This is a genomic window from Streptomyces sp. NPDC017202, from assembly GCF_044331705.1.
Classification (GTDB): domain Bacteria; phylum Actinomycetota; class Actinomycetes; order Streptomycetales; family Streptomycetaceae; genus Streptomyces.
Window position 1 is genome coordinate 194,963 of the sequence record NZ_JBIRNP010000011.1, and the last position, 22,708, is coordinate 217,670.

The following is a 22,708-nucleotide window of genomic DNA, read 5'->3' on the forward strand; positions in this document are numbered from 1 at the left end:
ACCATGCGGAGCGATGAACCGTCGCAACAACTCGCAGCGTCTTTGCGTCGTTTTCGTGCGCGCTTCCGCCGGCCCGCCCCCCTCCCGTCCCTCCGGGGCGGAACGGAAGCGGAACGGAATCGGTCCGCGAGTCGCTCGTCTGGCGCATCCATGACCGGCCCCGGCGCGGAATGACTTGAAGTCAGGGCCCACTGCGATCACGACGGGAGCAACCGGCATGCGCCCCAGCACCGCGAGACACGACTCCGCGGCGGACACACCGTCCGGCGCTTCCCGCGCGCCCCGGCCGGGTCCGACGGTGACCCGGCCGGGGCGCGCCGATCGCGGCCCCTCCCCCGACAGCCGACCGGAAGGCGCCATGCCCGCCCGTTTCCCGCTGGACGTCAGCGACCTGTCCGCCCTCGACGACGACGTACCCGGAGTCGTGGGACGTCTCCTCGACCATCTCCTGGCAGAGCGCGCGGACCAGGCCGCCGCGCTGGACCCCGTGTTCGCGCGGGACCTCGCCGAACGCGTCAGGCGCTTCACCCTGGACGGCGGCAAACGGATGCGGCCCCGGTTCGTGTGGTGGGCGCTGCGCGCCTGCGGCGGAGGGGCGGGCGAGGCGGAGAGCGCGCTGCGCGTCGGCGCCGCGCTCGAACTGATCCAGACGTGCGCGCTGATCCACGACGACGTGATGGACGGCTCGGCGTTCCGCCGCGGCCGGCCCGCCCTGCACGCGGACGTCACCGCCCAGTACGCCGGCACCGTGCCCTCCGCCCAGGGCCCCCGGTTCGGCGAGGCCGCCGCGATCCTCGCCGGGGACCTGGCCCTGGCGTGGGCGGACGACGTCGTCGCGGCGACCGAGGCACCCGTGGCCACCGCCCGCGCGGTGCGCGAGGTGTGGAGCGCGATGCGCACCGAGATGGTGGCCGGCCAGTACCTGGACGTACAGGGGCAGGCCACGTCCTCGCGTTCCCTCGCGCGGGCGATCCGCGCCGCGTGCCTCAAGAGCGCCCTGTACTCGGTGGAGCGTCCGCTGGCCCTGGGCGCCGCGCTGGCGGGCGCCGACTCCGCGCGGACCGGGGCGCTGTGCTCGGCGGGCCGCTGCGTGGGCATCGCCTTCCAGCTGCGCGACGACCTCCTCGACGCGTTCGGCGGCGACCGCCGGACCGGCAAACCGGTCGGCGGTGACATCCGGGCGGGCCGGCCCACCTACCTCATGGCCGTGGCCCAGGCCCGCGCGGAGGCGGACCGCGACCGCGGCGCCCTCGCGGTGCTGCGCCGGTCCGTCGGCCGGGCGGACCTGCCCGACAGCGGTCTCGCCGAGGTCCGCGACGTCCTCGTCGCCGTCGGGGCGCGCGACACCGTCGAGGCGAAGATCGAGCGGCTGGTGGCCCAGGGAATGCGCCACCTCGACTCGGTCGTGCTCGACCCCGTGGCGAGGCGGCGCCTGACGGGGCTGTTCCACGCCACCGCCGGTACGTCCCCGGCCGCGCCCCCCGCACCGCCGGCGTCCGCTTCGGCCGGTCCGTGGGACGGCCCGGCCGCCCCGGACCACGACGTACCCCCTCCCCCTGACGGGGGCATGACCGTCCCGCTGCTGCTCACCGAAGGGGCCCCACGATGAGGACCGTTCCCGGACGCACCGACCACGTCGTCGTGGTCGGCGCCGGACTCTCCGGCCTGTCGGCCGCGCTCCACCTGCTGGGCGCCGGCCGCCGCGTCACGATCGTCGAACGCGACGCGCTGCCGGGCGGACGCGCGGGGCTCCTGACGCGCGGCGGCTACCGCGTCGACACCGGTCCGACCGTCCTGACCATGCCCGACCTGGCCGACGAGGCCTTCGCGGCGGTCGGCGAGAACCTGCGCGACAACGTCGACCTGATCCCCCTGCACCCCGCCTACCGGGCCCTGTTCGCCGACGGCAGCCGCATCGACGTGCACACCGACGCGGACGCGATGGAAGCGGAGGTCGAGCGCTTCGCGGGGCCCGGGGAGGCCGCCGGGTACCGCGGGCTGCGCCACTGGCTGGAGCAGCTCTACCGGGCGCAGATGCGGCGGTTCATCGACGCCAACTTCGACTCGCCCCTCCAGTTGCTGACGCCCGACCTGGCCCGGCTCGCCGCGCTGGGCGGCTTCGGCCGGCTCGACGCGCGCATCGGCCGCCATCTGCGCGACGAACGGCTGCGCCGGGTCTTCTCCTTCCAGGCGCTGTACGCGGGCGTCCCGCCGGCCCGCGCCCTCGCCGCGTACGCGGTCATCGCCTACATGGACACCGTCGCCGGCGTGTACTTCCCGCGCGGCGGCATGCACGCGGTGCCGCGCGCCATGGCCGACGCCGCCGCGCGGGCCGGCGCCGACCTGCGGTTCGGACAGGACGTCGTCCGGCTGGAGCGCTCCGGCAGCCGTGTCACCGCCGTCGTCACCGCGGACGAGCGCATCGCCTGCGACGCCGTGGTCCTCACCCCGGAACTGCCGGTCGCCTACCGGCTGCTCGGCCGGACGCCCCGCCGTCCCCTGCGGATCACCCACGCGCCGTCGGCCGTCGTGCTGCACGCCGGGACCGACCGGACGTGGCCCGAGCTCGCGCACCACACGCTCTCCTTCGGTGCCGCCTGGCACCGCACCTTCGACGAACTCACCCGTACGGGTGAGCTGATGAGCGATCCGTCGCTGCTGATCACCCGGCCCACCGCCACCGACCCGTCCCTCGCCCCGCCCGGCCGGCACCTGCACTACGTGCTGGCCCCCTGCCCGAACACGGACATCGGACCGGACGCCGCCGCCTGGGGCGAGCTGGGCCCGCGCTACCGGGACAGCGTGCTGCGGGAACTGGAGCGGCGCGGGTTCACCGGGATCGCCGCGGCCGTCGAGGACGAGACCCTGGTCACGCCGGCCGACTGGCACGCCCAGGGGCACGCGGCGGGCACGCCCTTCTCGGCCGCCCACACCTTCGCCCAGACCGGCCCGTTCCGCCCGCGCAACCTCGTCCGCGGCACCGACAACGTCGTGCTCGCGGGCTGCGGGACCACTCCGGGCGTCGGCGTGCCGACCGTCCTGCTGTCGGGCAAGCTCGCCGCGGCCCGCGTCACCGGCCGCACGGCCGCGGCCCCGCCCTCCCGGCGCGGGCGTTCCGCGCTCGTCACCCCGGAAGGAACCCCGTCATGACCGCCCGCGAACTGGACGCGGCGGGCATCGCCGAGCCGGCCCTGCGCGCCGCCTACACGCGCTGCCGCGTGCTCAACGCCCGGCACGGAAAGACGTACTTCCTGGCCACCCGGCTGCTGCCGGTGGAACGGCGTCCGGCCGTGCACGCCCTGTACGGTTTCGCGCGCTGGGCCGACGACATCGTCGACTCGCTGGAGACCGACGTCCCGCCGCACCGCCGCGCGTCCGCGCTCGCCGCCCTCCAGGAGGGGCTGGAGCGGGGTCTGCGCGGCGGCGGCAGCGACGACCCGGTCGTCCTCGCCCTCGCCGACACGGCCCGCCGGTACGGCATCCCCCACGGGTACTTCCGCGACTTCATGGACGCCATGCGCAGCGACCTCTCGGTCACCGACTACGCGACCTACGACGAGCTGCGCGCGTACATGCACGGCTCGGCGGCCGTGATCGGACTGCAGATGCTGCCGGTGCTGGGGACCGTCGTCCCGCGCGAGGAGGCGGCCCCGCACGCGGCCGCCCTCGGCGTCGCCTTCCAGCTGACCAACTTCCTGCGCGACGTGGGCGAGGACCTCGACCGGGGCCGCGTCTACCTGCCCGCCGACCTGCTGGCGGGCCACGGTGTCGACCGGGACCTGCTCCGGTGGTCCCGCCGCACCGGGCGACGGGACCCCCGCATCACCGAGGCGCTCAGGGCGTTCGAGGACCTGACGCGGGGGGTGTACCGCGAGGCGGCGCCGGGGCTCGCCATGCTCGACCCGGTGGCCCGTCCGTGCATCCGCACGGCGTTCGTGCTGTACGGCGGGATCCTGGACTCCGTCGCCGACGACGGGTACGCGGTCGTCCACCGCCGTGCCGTGGTGCCCCGCAGGCGGCGTGCCGCGGTGGCCCTCGACGGTCTGGTCCGCGTGGCGGCCGCCCGTGCCGCGGCCCGGCGGAAGGCTCCGCCCGGTCCGCCGCGGCCGCCCGCCGGGCTGCCCGGCACGCACGGCACACCGCACGCGCCGGAACGTGAGCACGAGGAGGTCGCATGAGCCCCGACCGTCCGGGCAGGCGCGAACGACGGTTCCCGCTGTCACTGCGCAGGAATCCGGTGTCCTGGGAGCGGCAGCGCCCGACGTGGCGCGAGGCGCGGCCCGCCGTGATCGCGCGGGCGCTGAAGCGGGCGCAGGCACGCCCGTCCGGCAACTGGTACGTCGTGGGCGCCACCCTGGACGTCCGTGACGACCGTCCCCTCGCGCGCACGGTCGCCGGGCGGGAGGTGGTCGTCTGGCGCGACGCCGAGGGCCGGCTGGTCGCCGGACCCGGTGTCTGCCCCCACCTGGGCGCACCGCTGCGGGACAGTCCGGTGCGCTGCGGCACCCTGGTCTGCCACTGGCACGGGCTGGCGCTGCGGGGCGGTCCGTTCGCGGGCTGGGAACCGCTGCCCGTGCACGACGACGGCGTGCTGGTGTGGGTACGGCTGGACGACGTGGGCGGCGAGCCGCCGCTGGCGGCGCCGGTGGTGCCGGTCCGGCCGGCCCTGTCGGGCGCCGTGTCCGCGGTCTACACGGGCGTCGGTACGTGCGAGCCGGAGGACGTCGTCGCCAACCGGCTGGACCCGTGGCACGGGGCCTGGTTCCACCCGTACTCGTTCGTCGACCTGGCCGTGGTCGAGGACGACGCCGGCGCGGCGGCGGACGGGGACGGTTTCACGGTGGACGTCTCCTTCAAGCTCGCCGGACGGCTGGTCGTGCCGGTCCGGGCGGTGTTCACGGCGCCCGAACCGCGCACGGTCGTCATGCACATCACGGAGGGCGAGGGCCGGGGGTCGGTCGTCGAGACGCACGCGACGCCCCTCGGCCCCGACGACCGGGGCCGGCCGCGGACCGCGGTCGTCGAGGCGATCGTGGCGGCCTCGGACCGGCCGGGATTCGCCGTGGCCCGTACGGTGACGCCGCTGCTGCGGCCGCTCATGCGGGTGGCCGCCGGACGCCTGTGGCGCGACGACCTGGCCTACGCGGAACGCCGCTGGCACCTGCGTTCCACGGGCCGCTTCCCCGGCTGACGCTCTCGCGGCCGTCCCCGCGGTACGCACGTGCGGCAGGGGGCGGCCGATCCGGACGCGCGCACGAGCGGCGGCGGGGACGGCCGGTCCGGGTGGTACCGGCGCAGAGCCACGCCCGGAGATGCCTTGACGGCGAAAGCACTCGGGCATGGGGGGGGAAGCGGCATGACGCGCACGACAGCGCGCGGTCCGGGGCGGGAGGAGCGGGCGCTGCCGCTCGCCGCCGGTCCGGCGGACCTCGCGGCGCACGCGGTCGGTGCGGCCTTCGGGACGCCGCGCGGCTGTCGCGCCGGTCCGGCACGGCCGGCCTCGCCCGGACCGCCGTTCCTCGGCGGCGGGCCGGTCCGGGCGACGCGGCGGACGGGCTCGGGCAAGTCGGGCGGGGCGGTGCAGACCTCCCCAGGCGCACCGCCCCGCCTCACACGAAGCACGTGTGCCCAGGAAACGGATCCGCACACCACGGTCCCGCCCGGATTTTTGTGCGCGTGCCCGCCGCCTCCCCCGGGAGGGCCGCGATCACGCCGGGTGCGCGCCCCCGGCGCCGGGAGGGCTGCGATCATGCCCGGGGGTTCCCGGTCCCGGCCGGGAGCGCGCCCCGGCCCGTCCGTCCCTCCACCCCGCAGGAGTACGCATGCACCTCGACGTCGACGCGATCCGCGCGCTGATCCCCGCCCTGAAGTCCGGTACGGCCCGTTTCGACGCGCCCGGCGGCACCCAGACCCCGCAGCCGGTGATCGACGCCATGGCCGAGGCCCTGGCGCACCCGCTGGCCAACCGGGGGCACGTCACGGAGGGCGAGCGCAACGCCGAGGACATCGTGCTGGCGGCCCGCCGGGCGATGGGCGACCTGCTCGGCACCGACCCGGGCACCGTCGTGTTCGGCCGCAGCGCCACCCAGCTCACCTACGACCTCGCGCGCACCCTGGCCAGGACCTGGGGCCCCGGTGACGAGGTGGTGGTCACCCGGCTCGACCACGACGCCAACATACGGCCCTGGATCCAGGCCGCGGAGGCGGTGGGCGCGACCGTGCGCCGGGCGGACTTCGACCCGGGAACGGGTGAACTGGCCCCGGAGCGGATCGGGGAGGTGCTGTCCCCGCGCACCCGGCTGGTGGCGGTCACCGCGGCGTCCAACCTCCTGGGCACCCGCCCCGACATCCCGGCCGTCGCCGAACTCGCCCACCGGGCGGGCGCGCTGCTGCACGTCGACGCCGTGCACTACGCCTCGCACGCCACCGTCGACCTCGCCGCGCTCGGCGCGGACACGCTGGTGTGCTCGCCGTACAAGTTCCTCGGTCCGCACCTCGGCGTCCTCACCGGCCGGGCGGCCCTGCTGGAGTCCCTGCGGCCGGACAAGCTGCTGCCGTCCGCCGACACCGTTCCCGAGCGCTTCGAGCTGGGCACGCTGCCGTACGAGCTGCTGGCCGGGGTCCGGGCCGCCGTGGACGTCCTCGCCGCACTGGTGCCGGGCACCGGGGGCGACGACCGCCGGGCGCGGCTGGTCGCCTCCTTCGCGGCGGTGGAGGCCCACGAGGAGGCGCTGCGGGAGCGCCTGGAGGCCGGACTCGCGGGGGTCGGCGGGGTGACGGTGTACTCGCGGGCCGCGCGGCGCACCCCGACGCTGCTGTTCACGGTGGCGGGCCGACGCCCGGCGGACGTCTCCCGGTATCTCGCCGGGCACGGGGTGGACGCGCCGGCCGGTTCGTTCTACGCGCTGGAGGCGTCCCGCCACCTCGGGCTGGGGGCCGAGGGCGGGGTACGGGTCGGGCTGGCGCCGTACAGCTCCGCCGAGGACGTGGACCGGCTGCTGGAGGCGCTCGCCGTCCTCGGATGAGGCCCCGGTGGGGGCGTGCCGAGCGTCCCGGATCGGCGTAGCGTCCTTGGTGGGAGAGGTGCGGCACGTCCTGCGGGGTTGTGCCGCACCGCGCGTGGAGCCGGTGGTCGCCCGCGGCGGTGCGGAAGGCTCCCCTGCGACGCTGGAGGTGCCTCGTGACCGACCCGGGTGATCCGGCCGCCGACGGTCTGGACGCCGCGTTCGTCGAGACCGTACGCCGCACCGGCGCGTCGATCGGCGCCCTCTACCTGCTCTCCCCCGACGAACAGGTGCTCTCCCTGGACGTGCTGTGCGGGGCGCCCGCCGGGCTGGCCGAACCGTGGACGCGCGTGTCGACGGCGGCTCCGGCGCCGGTGGCCGACGCGGTCCGCGAGGGGCGCATGGTGTGGGTGGGCAGCCAGAGCGAGATGGCACGGTCCTATCCGCGCACCGCGATGGCACTCCCCTATCCGCTGGCCCTGGCCGCCGCGCCGGTCACCGGCGTCCGCCGCTGGGGAGCCCTGCTGCTGATGTGGCCGACCACCCGTCCCCCGTACATGACCGGGCGCGAGCGGGGGAACATCATGTCGAGCTGCCGGCGGCTGGCGCGGCTGCTCGAGGAGGCCGTCGGGCGCGGCGGGCCGCGGGCCGGTGCCGGCGGGCCGCGGGTCCTGCCCGCAGGGGTCGGGCGCCGGGCCGCCGGACCCGCGATGGCGGCGGCCGACTTCGTGGAACGGCTGCCCGGCGGCAGCTGTGCCCTGGACCTGGAGGGCCGCTTCACCTACCTCAGCTCCGGAGCGTGCGAACTGCTCGGGCGCGACGCCGGCGAACTGCTGGGCACACTGCCGTGGCAGTCGCTGCGCTGGCTCGACGACCCCACCTACGAGGACCGCTACCGCGCCGCGGTGCTCAGCCGCGTCCCCGTCTCCTTCACCGCCTGCCGGCCACCCGGCCAGTGGCTGGAGTTCCACCTCTACCCGGACGCCAGCGGCATCAGCGTCCGGATCGTCGCCGTCGGCGAGCAGGCTCCGGTCGTGTCGGCGCCCCGCCAGGTGGTGAGCGCCGCGCCGGCCCGGATGGGGCAGCTCTACCAGCTCACGCATCTGGCGGCGGCGCTCACCGAGGTCGTCGGCGTCCAGGACGTGGTCGACCTGGTCGCCAACCAGATCATGCCCGCCTTCGGCGCCCAGGGACTGGTGCTGTCCACCGCCGAGGCCGGCCGGCTGCGGATCATCGGGCACCGCGGCTACGCGCCGCGGACCATCGAGCGCCTCGACGCGCTGCCGCTGGACACGGGGCTCACCCCGGCGGGGCAGGCCCTGGAGAGCGGCATCCCGGCGTTCTTCCCGGACCCGGAGGAGATGCGGCGTGTCTACCCCGAGGGGCCGAAAATCAGCGGCAAACAGGCCTGGGCCTTCCTGCCGCTGACCCTCTCGGGCCGCGCGGTCGGCATCTGCGTCCTGTCCTACGAGCACCCGCACGACTTCCCGGCCACGGAACGCGCCGTGCTGACCTCGCTCGCCGGACTCGTCGCGCAGGCCCTGGACCGGGCCCGGCTGTACGACACCAAGCACGACGTCGCGCACGGCCTCCAGCAGGCGCTGCTCCCGCGCACGCTGCCCTCGATCGACGGTCTGCGGGTCGCCGCCCGCTATCTGCCCGCCACCCACGGCATGGACATCGGCGGGGACTTCTACGACCTGATCCGCCTCGACGGCGCCGACGCGGCCGCCGTCATCGGCGACGTGCAGGGCCACAACGTCGCCGCCGCCGCGCTGATGGGGCAGGTCCGCATCGGCGTGCACGCCCACACCGCCCTCGGTGCTCCCCCGGACCGGGTCCTCGCCGGAGTCAACCGGCTCCTCACCGACCTCGCCCCCGACCTGTTCACCAGCTGCCTCTACGCCCGTCTCGACCTCGCCGGGGGGCGGGTCTCGCTGGCCAGTGCCGGCCATCCGCCGCCCCTGCTGCGGCTGCCGGGCCACGCCACCCGGCCCCTCGACGTACCGCCGGGACCGCTCCTGGGGGTCGACCCCGACGCCGACTTCCCCGTCACGCGGATCCCGCTCGTGCCGGGGATGACGCTCGCCTTCTACACGGACGGGCTCATCGAGACGCCGGGCGTCGACTTCGAGGACTCCATGAACCAGCTCGCCCAGGAGCTGGACCGCGCCGACGACCGGGACCTGGACGCGCTGGTCGACACCCTGCTGCGGACATCCGGCACGGCCGGGCAGCGCACCGACGACGTGGCCCTGCTGGTCCTGCGGTTCACGGGCCGCCACTGAGCGGGCGCCGGTCCGGGACCGCACGGGCCGCCGGTCAGAACAGGCGCTCCTGCTCGTGGGTCGTGGCGTCGCGCCGCCGGGGCCGGGCCGCCGGCCGCCGGGCGGGCGCCTCGTCGCCGAAGAGGGGAGCCGTCCCGCACTCGTCGGGCTCGGCGGGGACGGCGGCGCCCCCGGTGCGGACGTTCAGCCGCAGCGGCGCCTCCCGGTCGAAGTCCCCCGGTGTCATGGCCGTCCACGCGCGGCCCGGCTCCTCGCTCACGCACCGCTCCTTCCCCGGCTCCGCCGACCGGACGCCCCCGGTGCACATCCTGCCCGACCGGCCCGGCTTCCGGTCGGGCGGCAGGGGGGCGCGAACCCACTGGACGACGTCGGCGTGCTGCGGCACGACCCGGATGAGCCGCGGCACGCCCCCACCGGATCAGCAGGATTCCCGCGGCCTCGGGGAGGAGCCACCGCACCGGCGACACCGGTGACGCCCACCGCCCGGGCGGACCGCCGGGCCGGGGCGCGCAGCAGCCGCGGGCCGCCGCCGCGCGGCACCGCGGCGGCGGCCCTGCGCCGGCGGCGCCGTGGGCGCGGCATCGCCGGCGGCGCCGAGAACGGCGAACAGGACGGCGAGCACGGTCCTGCGCTCACCGTGCCGCGACCGGCGGGCCCGGCGCGGGAGGCGGATATTGAAGGGAGGGGTGTTCCCGCCGCCGGTCCCTGGCGGGACGCCGCAGGCCGGGCACGGAGCGGAGAGACGGTGAGCGCGTCGAGAGAACCGGGCGGGGCGTCGGCGGCCGGCGGGGAGCGCCGCGGCGCGCCGCCGCTGCGGTGGCGGGTCGTGCTGTTCTGGCTCGTCGCGGTCACGGTGCTGCTGGCGGTCATCGGGGTCTTCCTGGACCGCGAGACCAGGCTCGCGCCCTTCCTCGTGGTGCTGCCCGCCCTGATCGCCGGGCGGGGCGACGTGCGCCAGACGGCCGTCGCCTCCACCTGGGTCACGGTGATGATCGCCGCGGCCCTGTTCGACACCGCGGACGACACGATCGGCGCGGCGACGGCGACCGTCGTCTTCGCCCTCGTCTTCAACGGTCTGAGCGTGGCGCGGGCCGCCCAGCGGGTGCGCAGCGACCGGGAGATCGCCCGGCTGCGGTCCGCCGCGGCCGCGCTCCAGCGGCAATTGCTGCGCCCGTTCCCGCTGATGACGGACCAGCTCATCGTGCACGGCGTCTACCAGCCGGTGGAGGAGGACAGCCGGGTGGGCGGCGACGTGTACGAGGTGGTGTCCTCGCCGTACGGCAGCCGGGTCTTCATCGCCGACGTCCAGGGCAAGGGACTGCCCGCCATCAGCGCGGCCTTCTCGGTGCTCAGCGCCTTCCGGGAGGCGGCCGTAGCCGAGCCCACGCTGACCGCCGTCGTCGACGCCCTGGAGGACGCGGTGCTGCGGCACAACTCCTTCGCGGCGCAGGCCGGCGAGAGCGAGCGGTTCGTGACGGCGCTGGTCCTCGGCGTCGGCGCGGACACGGAGGTCCAGGCGATCAACTGCGGCCATGTCGCGCCGCTGATGCTGCACGGCGACCGGAACGGTCCGGTGCTGAAGGACGAGCCGTGCGTCCCGCTGGGGCTCGACGCCCTGTCCCCGCGGCCCCGCACGGTCGAGTGGTTCGCCTTCCCGCAGGGCAGCACGCTGTTGCTGTGCACGGACGGCGTCACCGAGGCGCGCGATCCGTCGGGGGACTTCTATCCGCTGGAGGAGCGGGCCGCCGCCTGGGACGACGTCCGCCCCGGTGATCTGCCGGCGACCGTCTACCGTGACCTGCGCCGGCACGCGAGGGGCACGCCGGGCGACGACACCGCCCTGATGGTGCTGCGGAGGCGGTCGGGCGCCGGGGCGACCGACGGGCCCTGACGGGCCCCGCCCGCGCGGTGCCCGCTCCGGAGCGACCGCCTGCCCGGAATGCGTAAAGTGGTACGCCCGTGGCCGTACGTCACCCCTCACGTCACACCCTTCGGAGTCCGCATGCCCGCCCCGTCGGCCGGCCCGGACGGCGATCCCGACGCGCTGTTCGGACTCGACGCCCTCGAACCGCCCCCGTCCCGCGCCCGCGCCCGGTCGTCGTTTCGCGACTCCGACACGGCGCGCCGGCTGCTGCCCGTGCGGGAGATCCACGCCGAACCGGCCGCCGCGGCCTCCGCGCGCGGCCGCGAGATCATCGCCCGCTTCCCCGGCGCCCGTCTGGTCGAGGTCGACTCCCACTGGCGCGTTCCCGGACTGCACGGCAACGAGGGGAACGTCGAACGGTGGGTGCGCGTCAAGGGCGAGACCCTCGTGCTGGGCGAGCGCAAGACGCTCACCACCCGCCCCAACGGGCGCTCGGCCGACTGGATCGCCCCCGGCCCGTCCAACGGCTGCGCCCTGGCGTGCGCGTACTGCTACGTGCCGCGCCGCAAGGGCTACGCCAACCCCATCACCGTGTTCACCAACATCGACCGGATCATCGCCCACCTCGGCCGGCACATCGCGCGGCAGGGCCCCAAGCGGGAACCCAACCAGTGCGACCCCGCGGCGTGGGTGTACGACATCGGGGAGAACGGCGACTGCTCGGTGGACGCCCTCGTCTGCGACAACACCGCCGACCTGGTGCGCGCCTTCCGCCACTGGCCCACCGCCAAGGCGTCCTTCGCCACGAAGTTCGTCAACCCCGACCTGCTCGCCCTGGAGCCGCGGGGCCGGACCCGGATCCGGTTCTCCGTGATGCCCGAGGCCGACGCCCGCCTCCTGGACGTGCGCACCTCACCGGTCGCCGCCCGGATCGCCGCCGCGGCCGACTTCCTGGACGCCGGTTACGAGGTGCACTTCAACTTCTCCCCCGTCGTCCTGCGGCCGGGCTGGCGGGAGGCCTGGGCCGACCTGCTCCGGCACCTGGACGACGTACTGCCCGAGCGGGTCAGGCGGCAGGCGGCCGCCGAGGTGATCATGCTCACCCACAACCGTGAGCTGCACGAGGTGAACCTGGGCTGGCACCCCCGTGCCGAGCAGGTGCTGTGGCAGCCGGATCTCCAGCAGGCGAAGCGCTCCGAGAACGGCGCGCTGAACGTGCGCTACCGCGACCGGACCAAGGCCGAGGCGCTGAGCGCCCTGCGCGACCTGATCGGTGCCCACGCCCCGTGGCTGCGCGTCCGCTACGCCTTCTGAGCCGGTCGGGCCGGTCGGGCCGGTCGGGCCGGTCGGGCCGGTCGGTCTGAGCCGGTCGGTCCGGTCGGGCCGGTGACACGGCCGCGAGCGGGCGCCCGGGCGGTGGGGCGATTTCAGGGCAGGGGCCGGGCGTCCCGGTCGGCCCGCCCGCCGGCGCCCAGCAGCCCCGTGGGGCGGAAGGGCTCCTCGGCCTCGAGCCGGGGCAGTTCACGCCGGGCGACGCGCAGCACCAGCGGCGGCAGCGCGGCCCGTGCGATCTGCGCGAGCCGCAGCCAGGCGGGCACGTAGACCGCGGTGCTGCGGCGTTCGACGGCGCGGGCGAGGACCTCCGCGACGGTCTCGACGGGGTACACGCGCCGGGCGGGGGCGGGCATGTGGGCGCGCAGTTCCCGCAGGACGGCGTACCGGTCGGCGTCCCGGATCATGTCGGTGTCGGTCCAGTTCAGATAGGCGATGCCGACCGCCACGCCGCGGTGCGCCTCCTCGGCCCGCAGTGCGTGCGCGAAGGCCTCCACGCCGGACTTGGAGGCGCAGTAGGCGCTCATCAGCGGGGCGGCGCCGAGGGAGGCCAGGGAGGCGATCTGGAGGTAGTAGCCCGCCGTCTCGCGCAGGTCGGGCAGGAACGTGTGGGCCGTGAGGGCGCTGCCGGTGAGGTTCACGTCGACGACGCGGCGCCAGGAGTCCATGCCGGTCCCGCCGAAGGGGCCGCCCTCGGCGATGCCCGCGTTCGCGACGACGGCCGACGGTGGGCCCAGCCGGGCGCGGATGATCCCGGCGGCGTCCCGCAGGGCCGCCTCGTCGGTGACGTCGGCCTCCACGGCGAGGGCCGGCGTGGGCAGCGAGGCGGCGACCGCCTCCAGGACCGGCCGCTCGTGGCCCAGCAGGGCCACGCGCGCGCCGCGGCGGGCGAGGGCGCGGGCCTGGGCCGCGCCCACTCCCCGCGCGGCGCCCGTGACGACGACGGTGCGGTTCTCCAGGGGGCTGTGCGCCACGGCACGGTGCGCCCCACCCTTGTGGGCCACGGTCTTCAGGGAGGTGTACGGCACGGCGCGCTCCGATCGTCGGCTGTCGGCTGTCGGCTGTCCGTCGTCCTCAGTCGGGTCGTACGTGCCCCGCGCGGTCGCGGTGGGTGAGGGCGCGCTGGAGTCCGGACAGGCCCGGCGACCGGCGCCGCCGCAGCGCCGCGCGGGCCGCGTTGGCGCCCGGCGCGCCGTGCACGCCGCCGCCCGGATGGGCGCCCGCGGAGGCGAGGAACAGGCCGCGCACGGGTGTCTCCGGCCGTCCGGTGCCGGGCAGGGGACGGAAGAAGAGCTGCTGGTGGATGCCCGCGGTGCCGCCGTTGATGGCGCCCGCGCGGAGATTGCCGTCGAGTGCCTGGAGCGTGGGCGGGGCGAGGACGCGGCGGGCCCGGATCAGCGTGCGGAAGCCGGGTGCGAACCGTTCGACCTGGCGTTCCACCCGGTCGGCCATCAGCTCCTGCTCCTCGGGGTCCCAGGCGCCGGTGAGCCCCTCGTCCCCGGCGTCGGCGGCCACCTCGTGCGGCACGTGGGTGTAGGCCCAGGCCGACTCGGTGCCGCCGGGTGAGCGTGACGCGTCGGCCGTCGTCATCTGGCCGAACAGGCAGAACGGGCGGTCGGGGATCTGCCGCATCGCGATCTGGGCGGCGAAGCGGGTGAGTTCGTCGATCCCGTCGGCCAGGTGGACGGTGCCGGCCCGCGCGGCCTGCTCGGCGCGCCAGGGCACGGGGCCGTCGAGGGCCCAGTCGACCTTGAAGGTGGCGGAGTCCCACTGGAACCGCTCCAGGTCGGCCAGCAGCTGGCCCGGAAGGTGCTCGGGCTCGACCAGTTCGCCGTAGAGGGCGGGGACGGAGACGTCCGCGAGGACGGCGCGGCGGGCGGTGACGGTGCCGCCGTCGGCGGTGCGTACGCCGACCGCCCGTCCGTCGCGGACGACGACCCGATCCACCCGGAGCCCGCAGCGCAGGGTGCCGCCGTGTGCGCGCAGCCGGCGCACCAGCGCGTCGGTGAGGGCGCCGGCGCCACCGGCCGGGACGGGGAAGCCGTACGTCTGGCCCAGCATGGACATCAGCCAGCCAAAGCCGCCGCTGCCGGCGGCCTCCGGGGCGAGGTCGGCGTGCAGCGCGTTCCCGGCGAGGAGGAGCCGGCCGCCTTCGCCGCCGAACTCCTCGGCGCCCATGCGGCGCACCGGCAGCACCAGGGTGCGGGCCAGCCGCAGGCCGCCCGCCGTGCGCAGCCGCAGGGCGAGCCGCCCGGTGGCCTTCAGCGGCGGGAACGGGGTGAACAGGGCGTCGAGGATGTCGGGGCGCAGCCGTTCCCAGATCTCGTGCAGCCGGCGCCAGGCGGCGCCGTCCCCGTCGTGGAAGGCGTCGAGGGAGGCCGCGGTGGCGTCGACCCGCCGGTCGAGGACCGCGCACCTGCCGTCGCTCAGCGGGTGCGCCAGGGCGTGGGGGGCGTGGCTCCACCGCAGGCCGTGCTCCTCCAGGCGCAGGCCCGACACCACGGGGGAGGCGGCGGCCAGCGGGTAGAAGGAGCTGAAGAGGTCGTTGACGAAGTCCGGGTCCACTCCCCTGTCGTGACGCACCGCTCCGCCGGGTCCGGGCTGCTCCTCGACGACCGCCACGCTCCAGCCGGCGTCGGCCAGCAGGTTGGCGGCCACCAGACCGTTGGGCCCGGCCCCGATGACCACGGCGTCAGGCATCGGCACCGCCGTGCGCCCGTACCGGCACCGGTCCGGGCCCGGCGTCCGGGATCTCGTTCTCGCACACCTCGGCCAGCCGGGCGAGCATCGCGCGGTGCCGGAGCTGGATCAGCGCCTCCACGCCCGCGTTGTGCAGGGCTCCACCCACCCCTTGCAGGGGGTGTTCGTCCACGATCACCAGGCAGTGCTCGCCCCAGGGCCGCAGCTCGAGGGCGATCCGCGCCGTGCCGAGCGCGCCCGCCCGGGCCTCCAGCTCCAGGGCGGTGCCCTCCTCGCAGCGCCGTACGACGGTCCGGTTGTTCAGGCGGACGGGTCCGATCCGGACCTCGTAGCCGATCTCCGCGCCCACCTGGGGCCACCGGCCCCGCACCGGGGTGGACTCCGCGGTGCCCACCACCCAGTCCGCGTACCGGTCACCGTCCGCGAGGACGGCCCACACCCGCCGCGGGGATGTCTTGATCAGCCGATGCCGGACCGCCACGACGACCTCCTGTACTCGTCCTTCGCTCACCGCCAAGTGCCCACGCCGGGGACGGCGAACCGGGATGGCGAGGAAGAATTTCCGGTGCGGCGGTGCGGCGGTGCGGCGCCGGTACGGGCGTGCGGCCTCCGGTGTCAGCGGGTGAGCCGTCGGTGTCGGTCCCCGGGGGGGCTGGGGGTCAGCCCTGGCCGGCCGGCTCCCACGGGCGGGGCCCCGAGCCGGAGTGCCACGCGAGCAGTCCCTCGGCGTCCACGCACACGATGCCGCACTGCCGCGCGTACTCGACGGCGGGTGCCGTGAAGTCGTTGGTGGTGACGACGATGGCGACGTCGGCCTCGTGGACGGTGAAGCAGGTGCCGCCGAAGCGCTGCAGGTCCTGTGAACCGACCTTGTGGCCGTCCCCGTAGCGCTTGCACTGGAGGACGAGTCGGCGTCCGTCGGGCGCCACCGCCAGCACGTCGGCTCCCAGGTCACCGGCGCCGCCGACGACCTCGACGTCCGTGCAGTGGTCGCGGGCGCACAGGCCGGCTATCGCCTGTTCGAACTCGTCGGGGTCCAGGGCGTAGTAGTCGGTGACGGACGTGGTGTCCACGGCGGGGGCCGTGTCGATGACGAGGGTCTCCGCCGTGCTGTCGGCGCCGAGGGGCGGGGCCGGGACGGTGCCCCCCACCGGTTCGGCGACCCCTACCGGTTGAGCGATCCCCGCCGGTTGGGCGATCCCCGCCGGGGCGGCCGCGGCCGGCGGCTCGGCGAGCGCGTCGACGGCTGTCTCGGCCGCCTCCTCCAGGGCCTCGGTGGCGTGCCGCACGAGTCTGCGCGCCGACCACCGGCGCCGGCCCCGATAGCAGGCGACGGTCGCGGCGATGCAGAGGACGAGCAGGGTCACGGCCCACGCGGGTCGGCGTTCCGCGGCGGCGGCGGCGGTGCGGGCGACCACGCCCGCGAGCGTCAGGAGGAGCGCGAGAAGGACGAAGAACAGGGCCGTCGTGCGCAGGTCGAAACGACGGCGGGGACGTGCGGGGCGTATCGGGCGGGTGGGTACGGTCACGGTGGTGGTTCCTCCCAAGCGGCCTTCGGCGAAGATCACTTGGGCTTGTGCCCCGGCTGGGGCGGTTCATCGTGACCGGTCGCCCGGCCTTGTGCGCGCGGTGCGGCACGGCTGGTTCCCCGCCCTGCGGGCGGTACGGCGCGGCCGGTCGCCCACCCTGCCGCGCACGGTACGGCGCGGCCGGTCCCCCGGCGTGCGCGCGGTACGACGCGACCGGTCGCGTCGTGCCCCACGGGGTACGACGCGACCGGTCGCCGGGGGTCGCGGGGCCGGCCGGTGGCGGCCTCCCCGGCTCCGCGCGGTGGGCCCGGACGTGCCGGAGTGTGACCCACCGCGCGTGCGGGGCGTCAGATGCGGCCGCCGGTGAGCCGGGTGATCGGGCCGAGGGTCTGGCGGCCGGAGCGGCGGCCCACCGTGTACGACACGGCCGTCAGCGCGGTCACACCGGCGCCCACGCCGGCCGCGATCAGCTTGCGGTGGGCGATCACCGTCCAGGCCGTCTTGGCGGTGGCCGCGACCTGACCGGTGGCCGTCTTGGCCGTGGCCGCGACCTGACCGGTGGCGGACTTGGCGGTGGCCGCGACCTGACCGGTCTTCGCGACGAGCACCTTGCGGCCCGCCTCGACGCCACGGGCCGCGCCCTGCGCCACGCCCGCCGTCTTCTCGGCGGCGCGCCCGGCCCCGGAGCCGGCGGCCGACGCGGCGTCATCCGCCTTGTCCGCGGCGCCCTTTGCGGCGCGTGCGGCGGGAGCGGTCGTCTTGTCCGCCGCGCGCCGGGCCTTGGATGCGGTCGCGCGCTTGGTGTCGCGCTCTTCGTTCGTGTCCGTGTTCGGTTCAGTCATGGACTTCGCGTTGCCGCTCCCCCGGGCCGCAAACCCGCCGCGGTGCCCGCATGCCGCCCGCGGTGGGCCGGGCGGGGCCGGGCGGGGTCCGGTGGATCGCCGCATGGGTAGGGTCCCGGTCATGCGCCTCGCCCTCTTCGACCTGGACGGCACCCTGGTGGACCGTACGTCCGCCTTCGCCGACGCCATAGCCGACCTCTGCCACGACCACGCGTACGGGCCCGAGATCGAGCGGTGGCTGCTGACCGAACTCGCCGACCACGCCGAGCGGTCGGACTTCGCGCGGCTGCGCGCCGCGTTCGGGCTGGGCGAGTCGGCGGACCACCTGTGGCGGGTGTACGTCGACCGCATGGCCGCCGCCGTCACCTGCCGTCCCGCGGTGCTGAACAGCCTGGCCCGGCTGCGCGAGCGCGGCTGGAGCATCGGTGTCGCCACGAACGGGTCCTCCGACATCCAGCGCGCCAAGGTCAGGGCCACCGGGCTCGCCGATCTCGTCGACGGGATCGCCGCCTCCGGGGACATCGCCGTCCGCAAGCCCGATCCGCGCCTGTTCGAACTGGCGGCGGCGCGCTGCGGCACCCAGATCGGCGCGGGCGACTGGATGACGGGCGACAATCCGGAGACCGACATCCGCGGCGGTCATCGGGCGGGCCTGCGGACGATCTGGGTGACGGGGCGGCCCTGGCCCGAGGGCCTCACCGTCCCCCACCACCGCGTCGCCGACGTCCCGCGGGCCGTCGACCACCTGCTCGCCCACTCCTCGGGGTAGCCGCGCCCGGTGGTCGTTCCCCTCGCCGGCACCCGCCCTTCACCCCCGCGCCGCCCCGCCGTTCGCCCGCACCACCAAGATCGTCACGTTTGGTCCTGCCCCCCATCGAAGGAAGGTCGACGTGGCCAGATCGCTCCCGAGGACCCTCGCCGTGTCCGTCCTCACGGCGTCGCTCGCACTGACCGCCGCACTTCCCGCCTCCGCCGGGGACGACGACGCCCTGCCGGCCGTCCTCCCGCGCGTCGAGACGCCGGCCCTCTACGACGACGAGGCGGGCGGCAACTCCGACGCGGACGACCCGGCGATCTGGCGCAACGCCGCCGACCCGGACGCCAGCCTGGTCGTCGCCACCGCGAAGGAGGGCGGTCTCCGGGTGTACGACCTCGGCGCCCGGCTCGTGCAGTCGCTCGCCGCGCCCGCCGGACCGGGTCCCGGGGACGCACCCGGCCGCTACAACAACGTGGACGTGGTGCAGGGCCTGAAGCTGTCCACCGGGCGCGCCGACCTCGCGGTCACCACCGACCGGGGCAACGACCGGCTGCGGATCTACCGCATCGACCCCGCCTCGCCCGGCCGTCCCCTCTCGGACGTCACGGACCCGGCGGCCGCGCCGGTCTTCTCCGCCGATCAGGCGGAGATCAACGAGCAGCGCACCGCGTACGGCCTCGCCACCTGGACCGACAGGTCCAGCGGCCGCACCTACGCGCTCGTCAGCCGGCGCGAACGCACCACCATCGCCCTGCTCGAACTGACGCCGACGGCCGGCGGCAGGGTCGGCTACCGCAAGGTCCGCACCCTGGACCTGCCGTCCTCCTTCCGCCTGCCGGACGGCACGTCCTGGTCGCCGTGCGCGGAGCCCGGTGAACTGCCGCAGGTCGAGGGCATGGTCGTCGACCCGGCGAACGGCACGCTGTACGCCGGCCAGGAGGACGTCGGCATCTGGCGGATGCCCGCCACCCTCGGCGGAACGCCCCGACTCGTCGACACCGTGCGGGAGTACGGCGTGCCCGGCACCTACGACGAGGCCACCGAGGAGTGCGTGAGCGGGGCCGACCCCGGGTACGGCGGCACGCGGATCGCGGCGGACGTCGAGGGCCTGACCCTGGTCGCCGAGGCGGACGGCGACGGCTACCTCCTGGCCTCCAGCCAGGGCGACGACACCTTCGCCGCCTACGACCGCGAGCGCGGCGACGACCACGAGTACGAGGGCGGCTTCCGGGTCGCCGCCACCGCGACGGGCCCCGACGGCTCGGAGGAGTGCGACGGCGCCGCGGCGCTCGACGCCCCGCTGGGCCGCAGGTTCCCGGGCGGTCTGCTCGTCGTGCAGGACGGTCACGACGACGCCGGGCGGGCCGAGGACCGTACCGCGACGAACTTCAAGTTCGTCGACCTGCGCGAGGTCCTGACGGCGCTCGACGACTGAGCCGGCGTCCGGGTGCGGCGGGCCGGGGCTCCCTTCCGCCGCACCCGGACGGCTCACGCCGGGCCGGGCTCCGCGCGCCGCCCGGCCCGGCGCAGGTCGGCGATGAGCCGGGCGCCGGTCACGGTCCCGTCGTCCTTGTGCGCCTCCCAGCGTGCGAAGGTCTGCGCGGCGGCCTCGGCGAAGCCGGTCGGCAGGCCGACCTGTGCGCAGGCCCGCGCGATCTCGGCCATCTCCGGTTCCCAGCGCCAGGCCTTGCGGCCCGCGCCGGCCAGCCGCTCGGGTCCGGCCAGCGGTGTGCCGGGCAACGCCCCCGCGGCCAGTTCGACCAGTTCGTCGAGGACGCCGTGGCCGTCGGCCAGCGCGCAGGCCTGTGCGGCGAGAGCGTAGGCGATCTTGTTGTAGGAGGCGAAGGACAGCTTGAGCGCCGAGGCGCGGCCGATCGGGCCCGCCAGCGGGTGGGGCGCGAGCGCGGTGCCGGCGAAGAGGTCGGCGACCCGGGCGACGGCCGGGGCGTCGCCGGAGAGGTACAGGCGGCTCGTGCCGGGCTCGCGGGGTGGCGGGCCCGTGATCCCGCCGTCCACCACCGTGGCGCCGCCGTCCGCGAGGATCCCGGCGATCCGCGCCATCCGCTCCGGGCTGACCGCGTTGGCGTCGACGTAGAGACCGCGGAAACCGGCCCCCGCCACCTCCTCGGCCACGTCGAGGGCGGCGGCCGGCGGGCAGACGCTCAGGACGACCTCGCAGCTCTCGACCAGTTCCCCCAGATCGGCCGCGGCACGCAGACCGATGCCGGCCGCCCGCCGCCGCGTCGCCGCCGACCGTCCCGCGGGCAGCCACCGGACCTCGGCACCCCCCGCCACGGCCTGCGCCGCCACGCTCGCGCCCATGTCGCCGGGGTGCAGGATTCCCACGTCTCGATGAACCATGAGCGGACCCTACTGACCCGGCGGCACCGCCGTGGCCGCACCCCGGCGGGTCGTGGCCGGATCCGGTGGCACGGCGCCCGCCGAGCGGCCGGCCGCGCACACCGTCGCACGGCCGGAAGCGGCGGCCGGAGGCGGTGACCGGAAGCGGCGGCCGGAGGCGGTGACCGAAGGCGGCGGCCGGAAGCAGTGACCGGAGGCGGGTGACGCGCCGCCGGCCCTGCGCCGCGGGCGCACTGCCGACGTGCGCGGACCGTGCCTCATCCGCCGGGCGGCGCCGCCCCGTCGCCCTTGAGGCGTTCGAGGTCGGAGGGGCGGACCTGGATCACGACGAGGGCGATCAGGGCGGCGACCAGCGCGAAGACGGCCGCTGTCACGAAGGCCGCGGAGACGCCCGCCGTCAGGACCTCGTCGCCCCAGGGCGGCGAGAGTTCGCCGGTGCGCTGGAAGCGCAGGCGTTCCACCGGGGTCGCCTGGGACAGGAACGCCGGGACCTGGGTGTCCGCCTCGTTGCCGCTGGCCGTGCCGAACATCGTGACCAGGATGGACAGGCCGAGCGAACCGCCCACCTGCTGGGTGGCGTTGAGCAGCCCGGAGGCCGCGCCGGTCTCCCGGGTGGGCACGTTGGACAGCGCCATCAGGGTCAGGGAGACGAACTCCATGCCCATGCCGAGGCTGAAGACCAGCATCGGGCCGAGCACGCTGCCCGCGTAGGTGGAGTGGACGTCGGTCAGGGTCAGCCAGCCCAGTCCCGTCGCGGCCAGGATCGCGCCGGTCACCATGAACGGTTTGGGACCGTACGTCGGCAGGAACCGTGAGGCCAGCCCGGCGCCGACCGCGATGACCGCGCTCACCGGGAGGAAGGCGAGGCCCGCCTCGAGGGGGCTGAAGTCCAGCACGTTCTGCACGAACAGGGTGAGGAAGAAGAACATGCCGAAGATGGCGGCGGCCAGGCAGAGCATGATGCCGTAGGTGCCCGCGCGGTTGCGGTCGGCGAACATGCGCAGCGGTGTGATCGGCTGCCGGGAGCGCTTCTCCACCGTGACGAACACGGCGAGGAGGACGACGGCCCCGGCGAAGGAGGCCAGGGTGAGCGTGTCGCGCCAGCCCTCCTGGGCGGCCCGGATGAAGCCGTACACCAGCAGGACCATGCCCGCGGTGGAGCTCGCCGCGCCGGCGATGTCGAAGTGGCCCGGATGGCGTGCGGATTCCTTGATCCAGCGGGGTGCCGCGAGGGCGATGAGCAGGCCGATCGGGACGTTGACGAAGAAGACCCAGCGCCAGTCCAGCCACTCGACGAGGATGCCGCCGGCGAGCAGTCCGATCGCGCCGCCGCCCGCCGAGACCGCGGCGAACACGCCGAACGCCCGGTTGCGCTCGGGTCCTTCGCGGAAGGTGGTGCTGATCAGGGCGAGGGCGGTCGGGGAGGCGATGGCCCCGCCGACGCCCTGGAGGGCGCGGGCGGCCAGGAGTTGGCCGGGCCCCTGGGCGAGCCCGCCGAGGAGCGAGGCGAGGGCGAACAGCAGCACGCCGAAGACGAAGACCCGCCGCCGTCCGAGGATGTCACCCGCGCGGCCGCCGAGCAGCAGCAGACCGCCGAAGGTGAGCGTGTAGGCGTTGACCACCCACGACAGGTTGGCGGTGGAGAAGTCCAGGGAGCGCTGGATGTCGGGGAGCGCGATGTTCACGATGGTGATGTCGAGGACCACCATCAGCTGGCACGAGGCGATGACGAACAGGGCCATCGCGTTTTTGTCACCGCCCGCGGGACGGGCGGAGGTCCGGGACGCGGAAGTGGGTTGCGGAGATGAACTCATAACGTGTCGCCCGCACGGGGGGCGGGCCCCTGGGGATTCAGTGAACGATCGCATCCAGTGTCGTGTTCACCGTTCGACCGTACGCCGCCGCCCGGGCCGTCACCACTCGATCACCGGGGCCGTGCGCCGGGCCGTCGTCCGGTCCGCCGTCGGGCGCCCGCCCGCCGGGCATCGGCGTACCAGGACTCCCCCGTGGTCCTGGCACGCCGCCCCGGCT

General features: G+C 75.8%; 18 protein-coding genes. 10 read left to right on the top strand and 8 right to left on the bottom strand.

Annotation, left to right across the window (positions count from 1 at the left end; genetic code table 11):
* Window positions 1-358 precede the first annotated feature (358 nt).
* The 6 genes from ACH4N1_RS22470 to ACH4N1_RS22495 all read left to right on the top strand — a co-directional run bounded on the left by ACH4N1_RS22470 (window position 359) and on the right by ACH4N1_RS22495 (window position 9,292).
* Window positions 359-1,609 (top strand): polyprenyl synthetase family protein, encoded by a 1,251-nt coding sequence (locus ACH4N1_RS22470; RefSeq protein WP_398099451.1) that lies wholly within the window; start codon window positions 359-361, stop codon window positions 1,607-1,609.
* Entirely contained in the window at window positions 1,606-3,150 is a 1,545-nt protein-coding gene (gene crtI / locus ACH4N1_RS22475) for a phytoene desaturase family protein (protein ID WP_398099453.1), read from the top strand. Before ACH4N1_RS22470 ends, crtI begins: the two co-directional genes overlap by 4 nt.
* Window positions 3,147-4,178 (top strand): phytoene/squalene synthase family protein, encoded by a 1,032-nt coding sequence (locus ACH4N1_RS22480; RefSeq protein ID WP_398099455.1) that lies wholly within the window; start codon window positions 3,147-3,149, stop codon window positions 4,176-4,178. Before crtI ends, ACH4N1_RS22480 begins: the two co-directional genes overlap by 4 nt.
* A complete protein-coding gene (locus tag ACH4N1_RS22485) occupies window positions 4,175-5,191 on the top strand; it encodes a DUF5914 domain-containing protein (RefSeq protein WP_398099457.1) in 1,017 nt (338 codons plus the stop codon). The genes ACH4N1_RS22480 and ACH4N1_RS22485 overlap by 4 nt, the downstream gene beginning before the upstream one ends.
* A 631-nt stretch (window positions 5,192-5,822) precedes the next feature.
* Window positions 5,823-7,025, top strand: coding sequence for a cysteine desulfurase-like protein (locus tag ACH4N1_RS22490; protein ID WP_398099459.1), 1,203 nt, complete (start codon window positions 5,823-5,825; stop codon window positions 7,023-7,025).
* Window positions 7,026-7,180: 155 nt separating this feature from the next.
* A complete protein-coding gene (locus ACH4N1_RS22495) occupies window positions 7,181-9,292 on the top strand; it encodes a SpoIIE family protein phosphatase (RefSeq protein ID WP_398099461.1) in 2,112 nt (703 codons plus the stop codon).
* A 34-nt stretch (window positions 9,293-9,326) separates the two neighbouring features.
* On the opposite strand, the gene ACH4N1_RS22500 is transcribed toward ACH4N1_RS22495, so the two are convergent.
* Window positions 9,327-9,551 (bottom strand): hypothetical protein, encoded by a 225-nt coding sequence (locus tag ACH4N1_RS22500; RefSeq protein WP_398099463.1) that lies wholly within the window; start codon window positions 9,549-9,551, stop codon window positions 9,327-9,329.
* A 486-nt stretch (window positions 9,552-10,037) separates the two neighbouring features.
* Here ACH4N1_RS22500 and ACH4N1_RS22505 point away from each other — a divergent pair, with 486 nt between their 5' ends.
* Both ACH4N1_RS22505 and ACH4N1_RS22510 read left to right on the top strand, forming a co-directional pair.
* Window positions 10,038-11,183 carry a PP2C family protein-serine/threonine phosphatase gene (locus ACH4N1_RS22505; RefSeq protein WP_398099465.1) on the top strand — a complete coding sequence of 382 codons (1,146 nt, stop codon included), beginning with the start codon at window positions 10,038-10,040 and terminating at the stop codon, window positions 11,181-11,183.
* Between the two features lie 111 nt (window positions 11,184-11,294).
* Window positions 11,295-12,470: a spore photoproduct lyase family protein gene (locus tag ACH4N1_RS22510; protein WP_398099467.1), complete on the top strand. Its 1,176-nt coding sequence runs from the start codon at window positions 11,295-11,297 to the stop codon at window positions 12,468-12,470.
* A 113-nt stretch (window positions 12,471-12,583) separates the two neighbouring features.
* Here ACH4N1_RS22510 and ACH4N1_RS22515 read toward each other — a convergent pair whose 3' ends face one another.
* The 5 genes from ACH4N1_RS22515 to ACH4N1_RS22535 form a co-directional block, all read right to left on the bottom strand.
* Window positions 12,584-13,462 carry an SDR family oxidoreductase gene (locus tag ACH4N1_RS22515; RefSeq protein ID WP_398099575.1) on the bottom strand — a complete coding sequence of 293 codons (879 nt, stop codon included), beginning with the start codon at window positions 13,460-13,462 and terminating at the stop codon, window positions 12,584-12,586.
* Window positions 13,463-13,562: 100 nt separating this feature from the next.
* Window positions 13,563-15,188: a phytoene desaturase family protein gene (locus ACH4N1_RS22520; RefSeq protein ID WP_398099469.1), complete on the bottom strand. Its 1,626-nt coding sequence runs from the start codon at window positions 15,186-15,188 to the stop codon at window positions 13,563-13,565.
* Window positions 15,181-15,669, bottom strand: coding sequence for an SRPBCC family protein (locus tag ACH4N1_RS22525; protein WP_398099471.1), 489 nt, complete (start codon window positions 15,667-15,669; stop codon window positions 15,181-15,183). Before ACH4N1_RS22525 ends, ACH4N1_RS22520 begins: the two co-directional genes overlap by 8 nt.
* Before the next feature lie 178 nt (window positions 15,670-15,847).
* Window positions 15,848-16,717: a restriction endonuclease gene (locus tag ACH4N1_RS22530; RefSeq protein ID WP_398099473.1), complete on the bottom strand. Its 870-nt coding sequence runs from the start codon at window positions 16,715-16,717 to the stop codon at window positions 15,848-15,850.
* Between the two features lie 347 nt (window positions 16,718-17,064).
* Window positions 17,065-17,559, bottom strand: coding sequence for a hypothetical protein (locus ACH4N1_RS22535; RefSeq protein ID WP_398099475.1), 495 nt, complete (start codon window positions 17,557-17,559; stop codon window positions 17,065-17,067).
* Window positions 17,560-17,680: 121 nt separating this feature from the next.
* On the opposite strand from ACH4N1_RS22535, the gene ACH4N1_RS22540 reads away from it, so the two are divergent.
* On the top strand, window positions 17,681-18,328 hold the full coding sequence (locus ACH4N1_RS22540) for an HAD family hydrolase (RefSeq protein ID WP_398099477.1): 648 nt from the start codon (window positions 17,681-17,683) through the stop codon (window positions 18,326-18,328).
* 121 nt (window positions 18,329-18,449) lie between these two features.
* Entirely contained in the window at window positions 18,450-19,751 is a 1,302-nt protein-coding gene (locus tag ACH4N1_RS22545; RefSeq protein WP_398099479.1) for a phytase, read from the top strand.
* Window positions 19,752-19,804: 53 nt separating this feature from the next.
* On the opposite strand, the gene ACH4N1_RS22550 is transcribed toward ACH4N1_RS22545, so the two are convergent.
* Entirely contained in the window at window positions 19,805-20,677 is an 873-nt protein-coding gene (locus tag ACH4N1_RS22550) for a DUF1932 domain-containing protein (RefSeq protein ID WP_398099481.1), read from the bottom strand.
* A 257-nt stretch (window positions 20,678-20,934) separates the two neighbouring features.
* Window positions 20,935-22,419, bottom strand: coding sequence for an MFS transporter (locus tag ACH4N1_RS22555; protein WP_398099483.1), 1,485 nt, complete (start codon window positions 22,417-22,419; stop codon window positions 20,935-20,937).
* Window positions 22,420-22,708: the final 289 nt, after the last annotated feature.

Coding starts and splice junctions, on each gene's coding strand:
- ACH4N1_RS22470 (WP_398099451.1), top strand. CDS start 359: ATGCCCGCCCGTTTCCCGCTGGACGTCAGCGACCTGTCCGCCCTCGAC.
- crtI (WP_398099453.1), top strand. CDS start 1,606: ATGAGGACCGTTCCCGGACGCACCGACCACGTCGTCGTGGTCGGCGCC.
- ACH4N1_RS22480 (WP_398099455.1), top strand. CDS start 3,147: ATGACCGCCCGCGAACTGGACGCGGCGGGCATCGCCGAGCCGGCCCTG.
- ACH4N1_RS22485 (WP_398099457.1), top strand. CDS start 4,175: ATGAGCCCCGACCGTCCGGGCAGGCGCGAACGACGGTTCCCGCTGTCA.
- ACH4N1_RS22490 (WP_398099459.1), top strand. CDS start 5,823: ATGCACCTCGACGTCGACGCGATCCGCGCGCTGATCCCCGCCCTGAAG.
- ACH4N1_RS22510 (WP_398099467.1), top strand. CDS start 11,295: ATGCCCGCCCCGTCGGCCGGCCCGGACGGCGATCCCGACGCGCTGTTC.
- ACH4N1_RS22520 (WP_398099469.1), bottom strand. CDS start 15,188: ATGCCTGACGCCGTGGTCATCGGGGCCGGGCCCAACGGTCTGGTGGCC.
- ACH4N1_RS22535 (WP_398099475.1), bottom strand. CDS start 17,559: ATGACTGAACCGAACACGGACACGAACGAAGAGCGCGACACCAAGCGC.
- ACH4N1_RS22540 (WP_398099477.1), top strand. CDS start 17,681: ATGCGCCTCGCCCTCTTCGACCTGGACGGCACCCTGGTGGACCGTACG.
- ACH4N1_RS22550 (WP_398099481.1), bottom strand. CDS start 20,677: ATGGTTCATCGAGACGTGGGAATCCTGCACCCCGGCGACATGGGCGCG.
- ACH4N1_RS22555 (WP_398099483.1), bottom strand. CDS start 22,419: ATGGCCCTGTTCGTCATCGCCTCGTGCCAGCTGATGGTGGTCCTCGAC.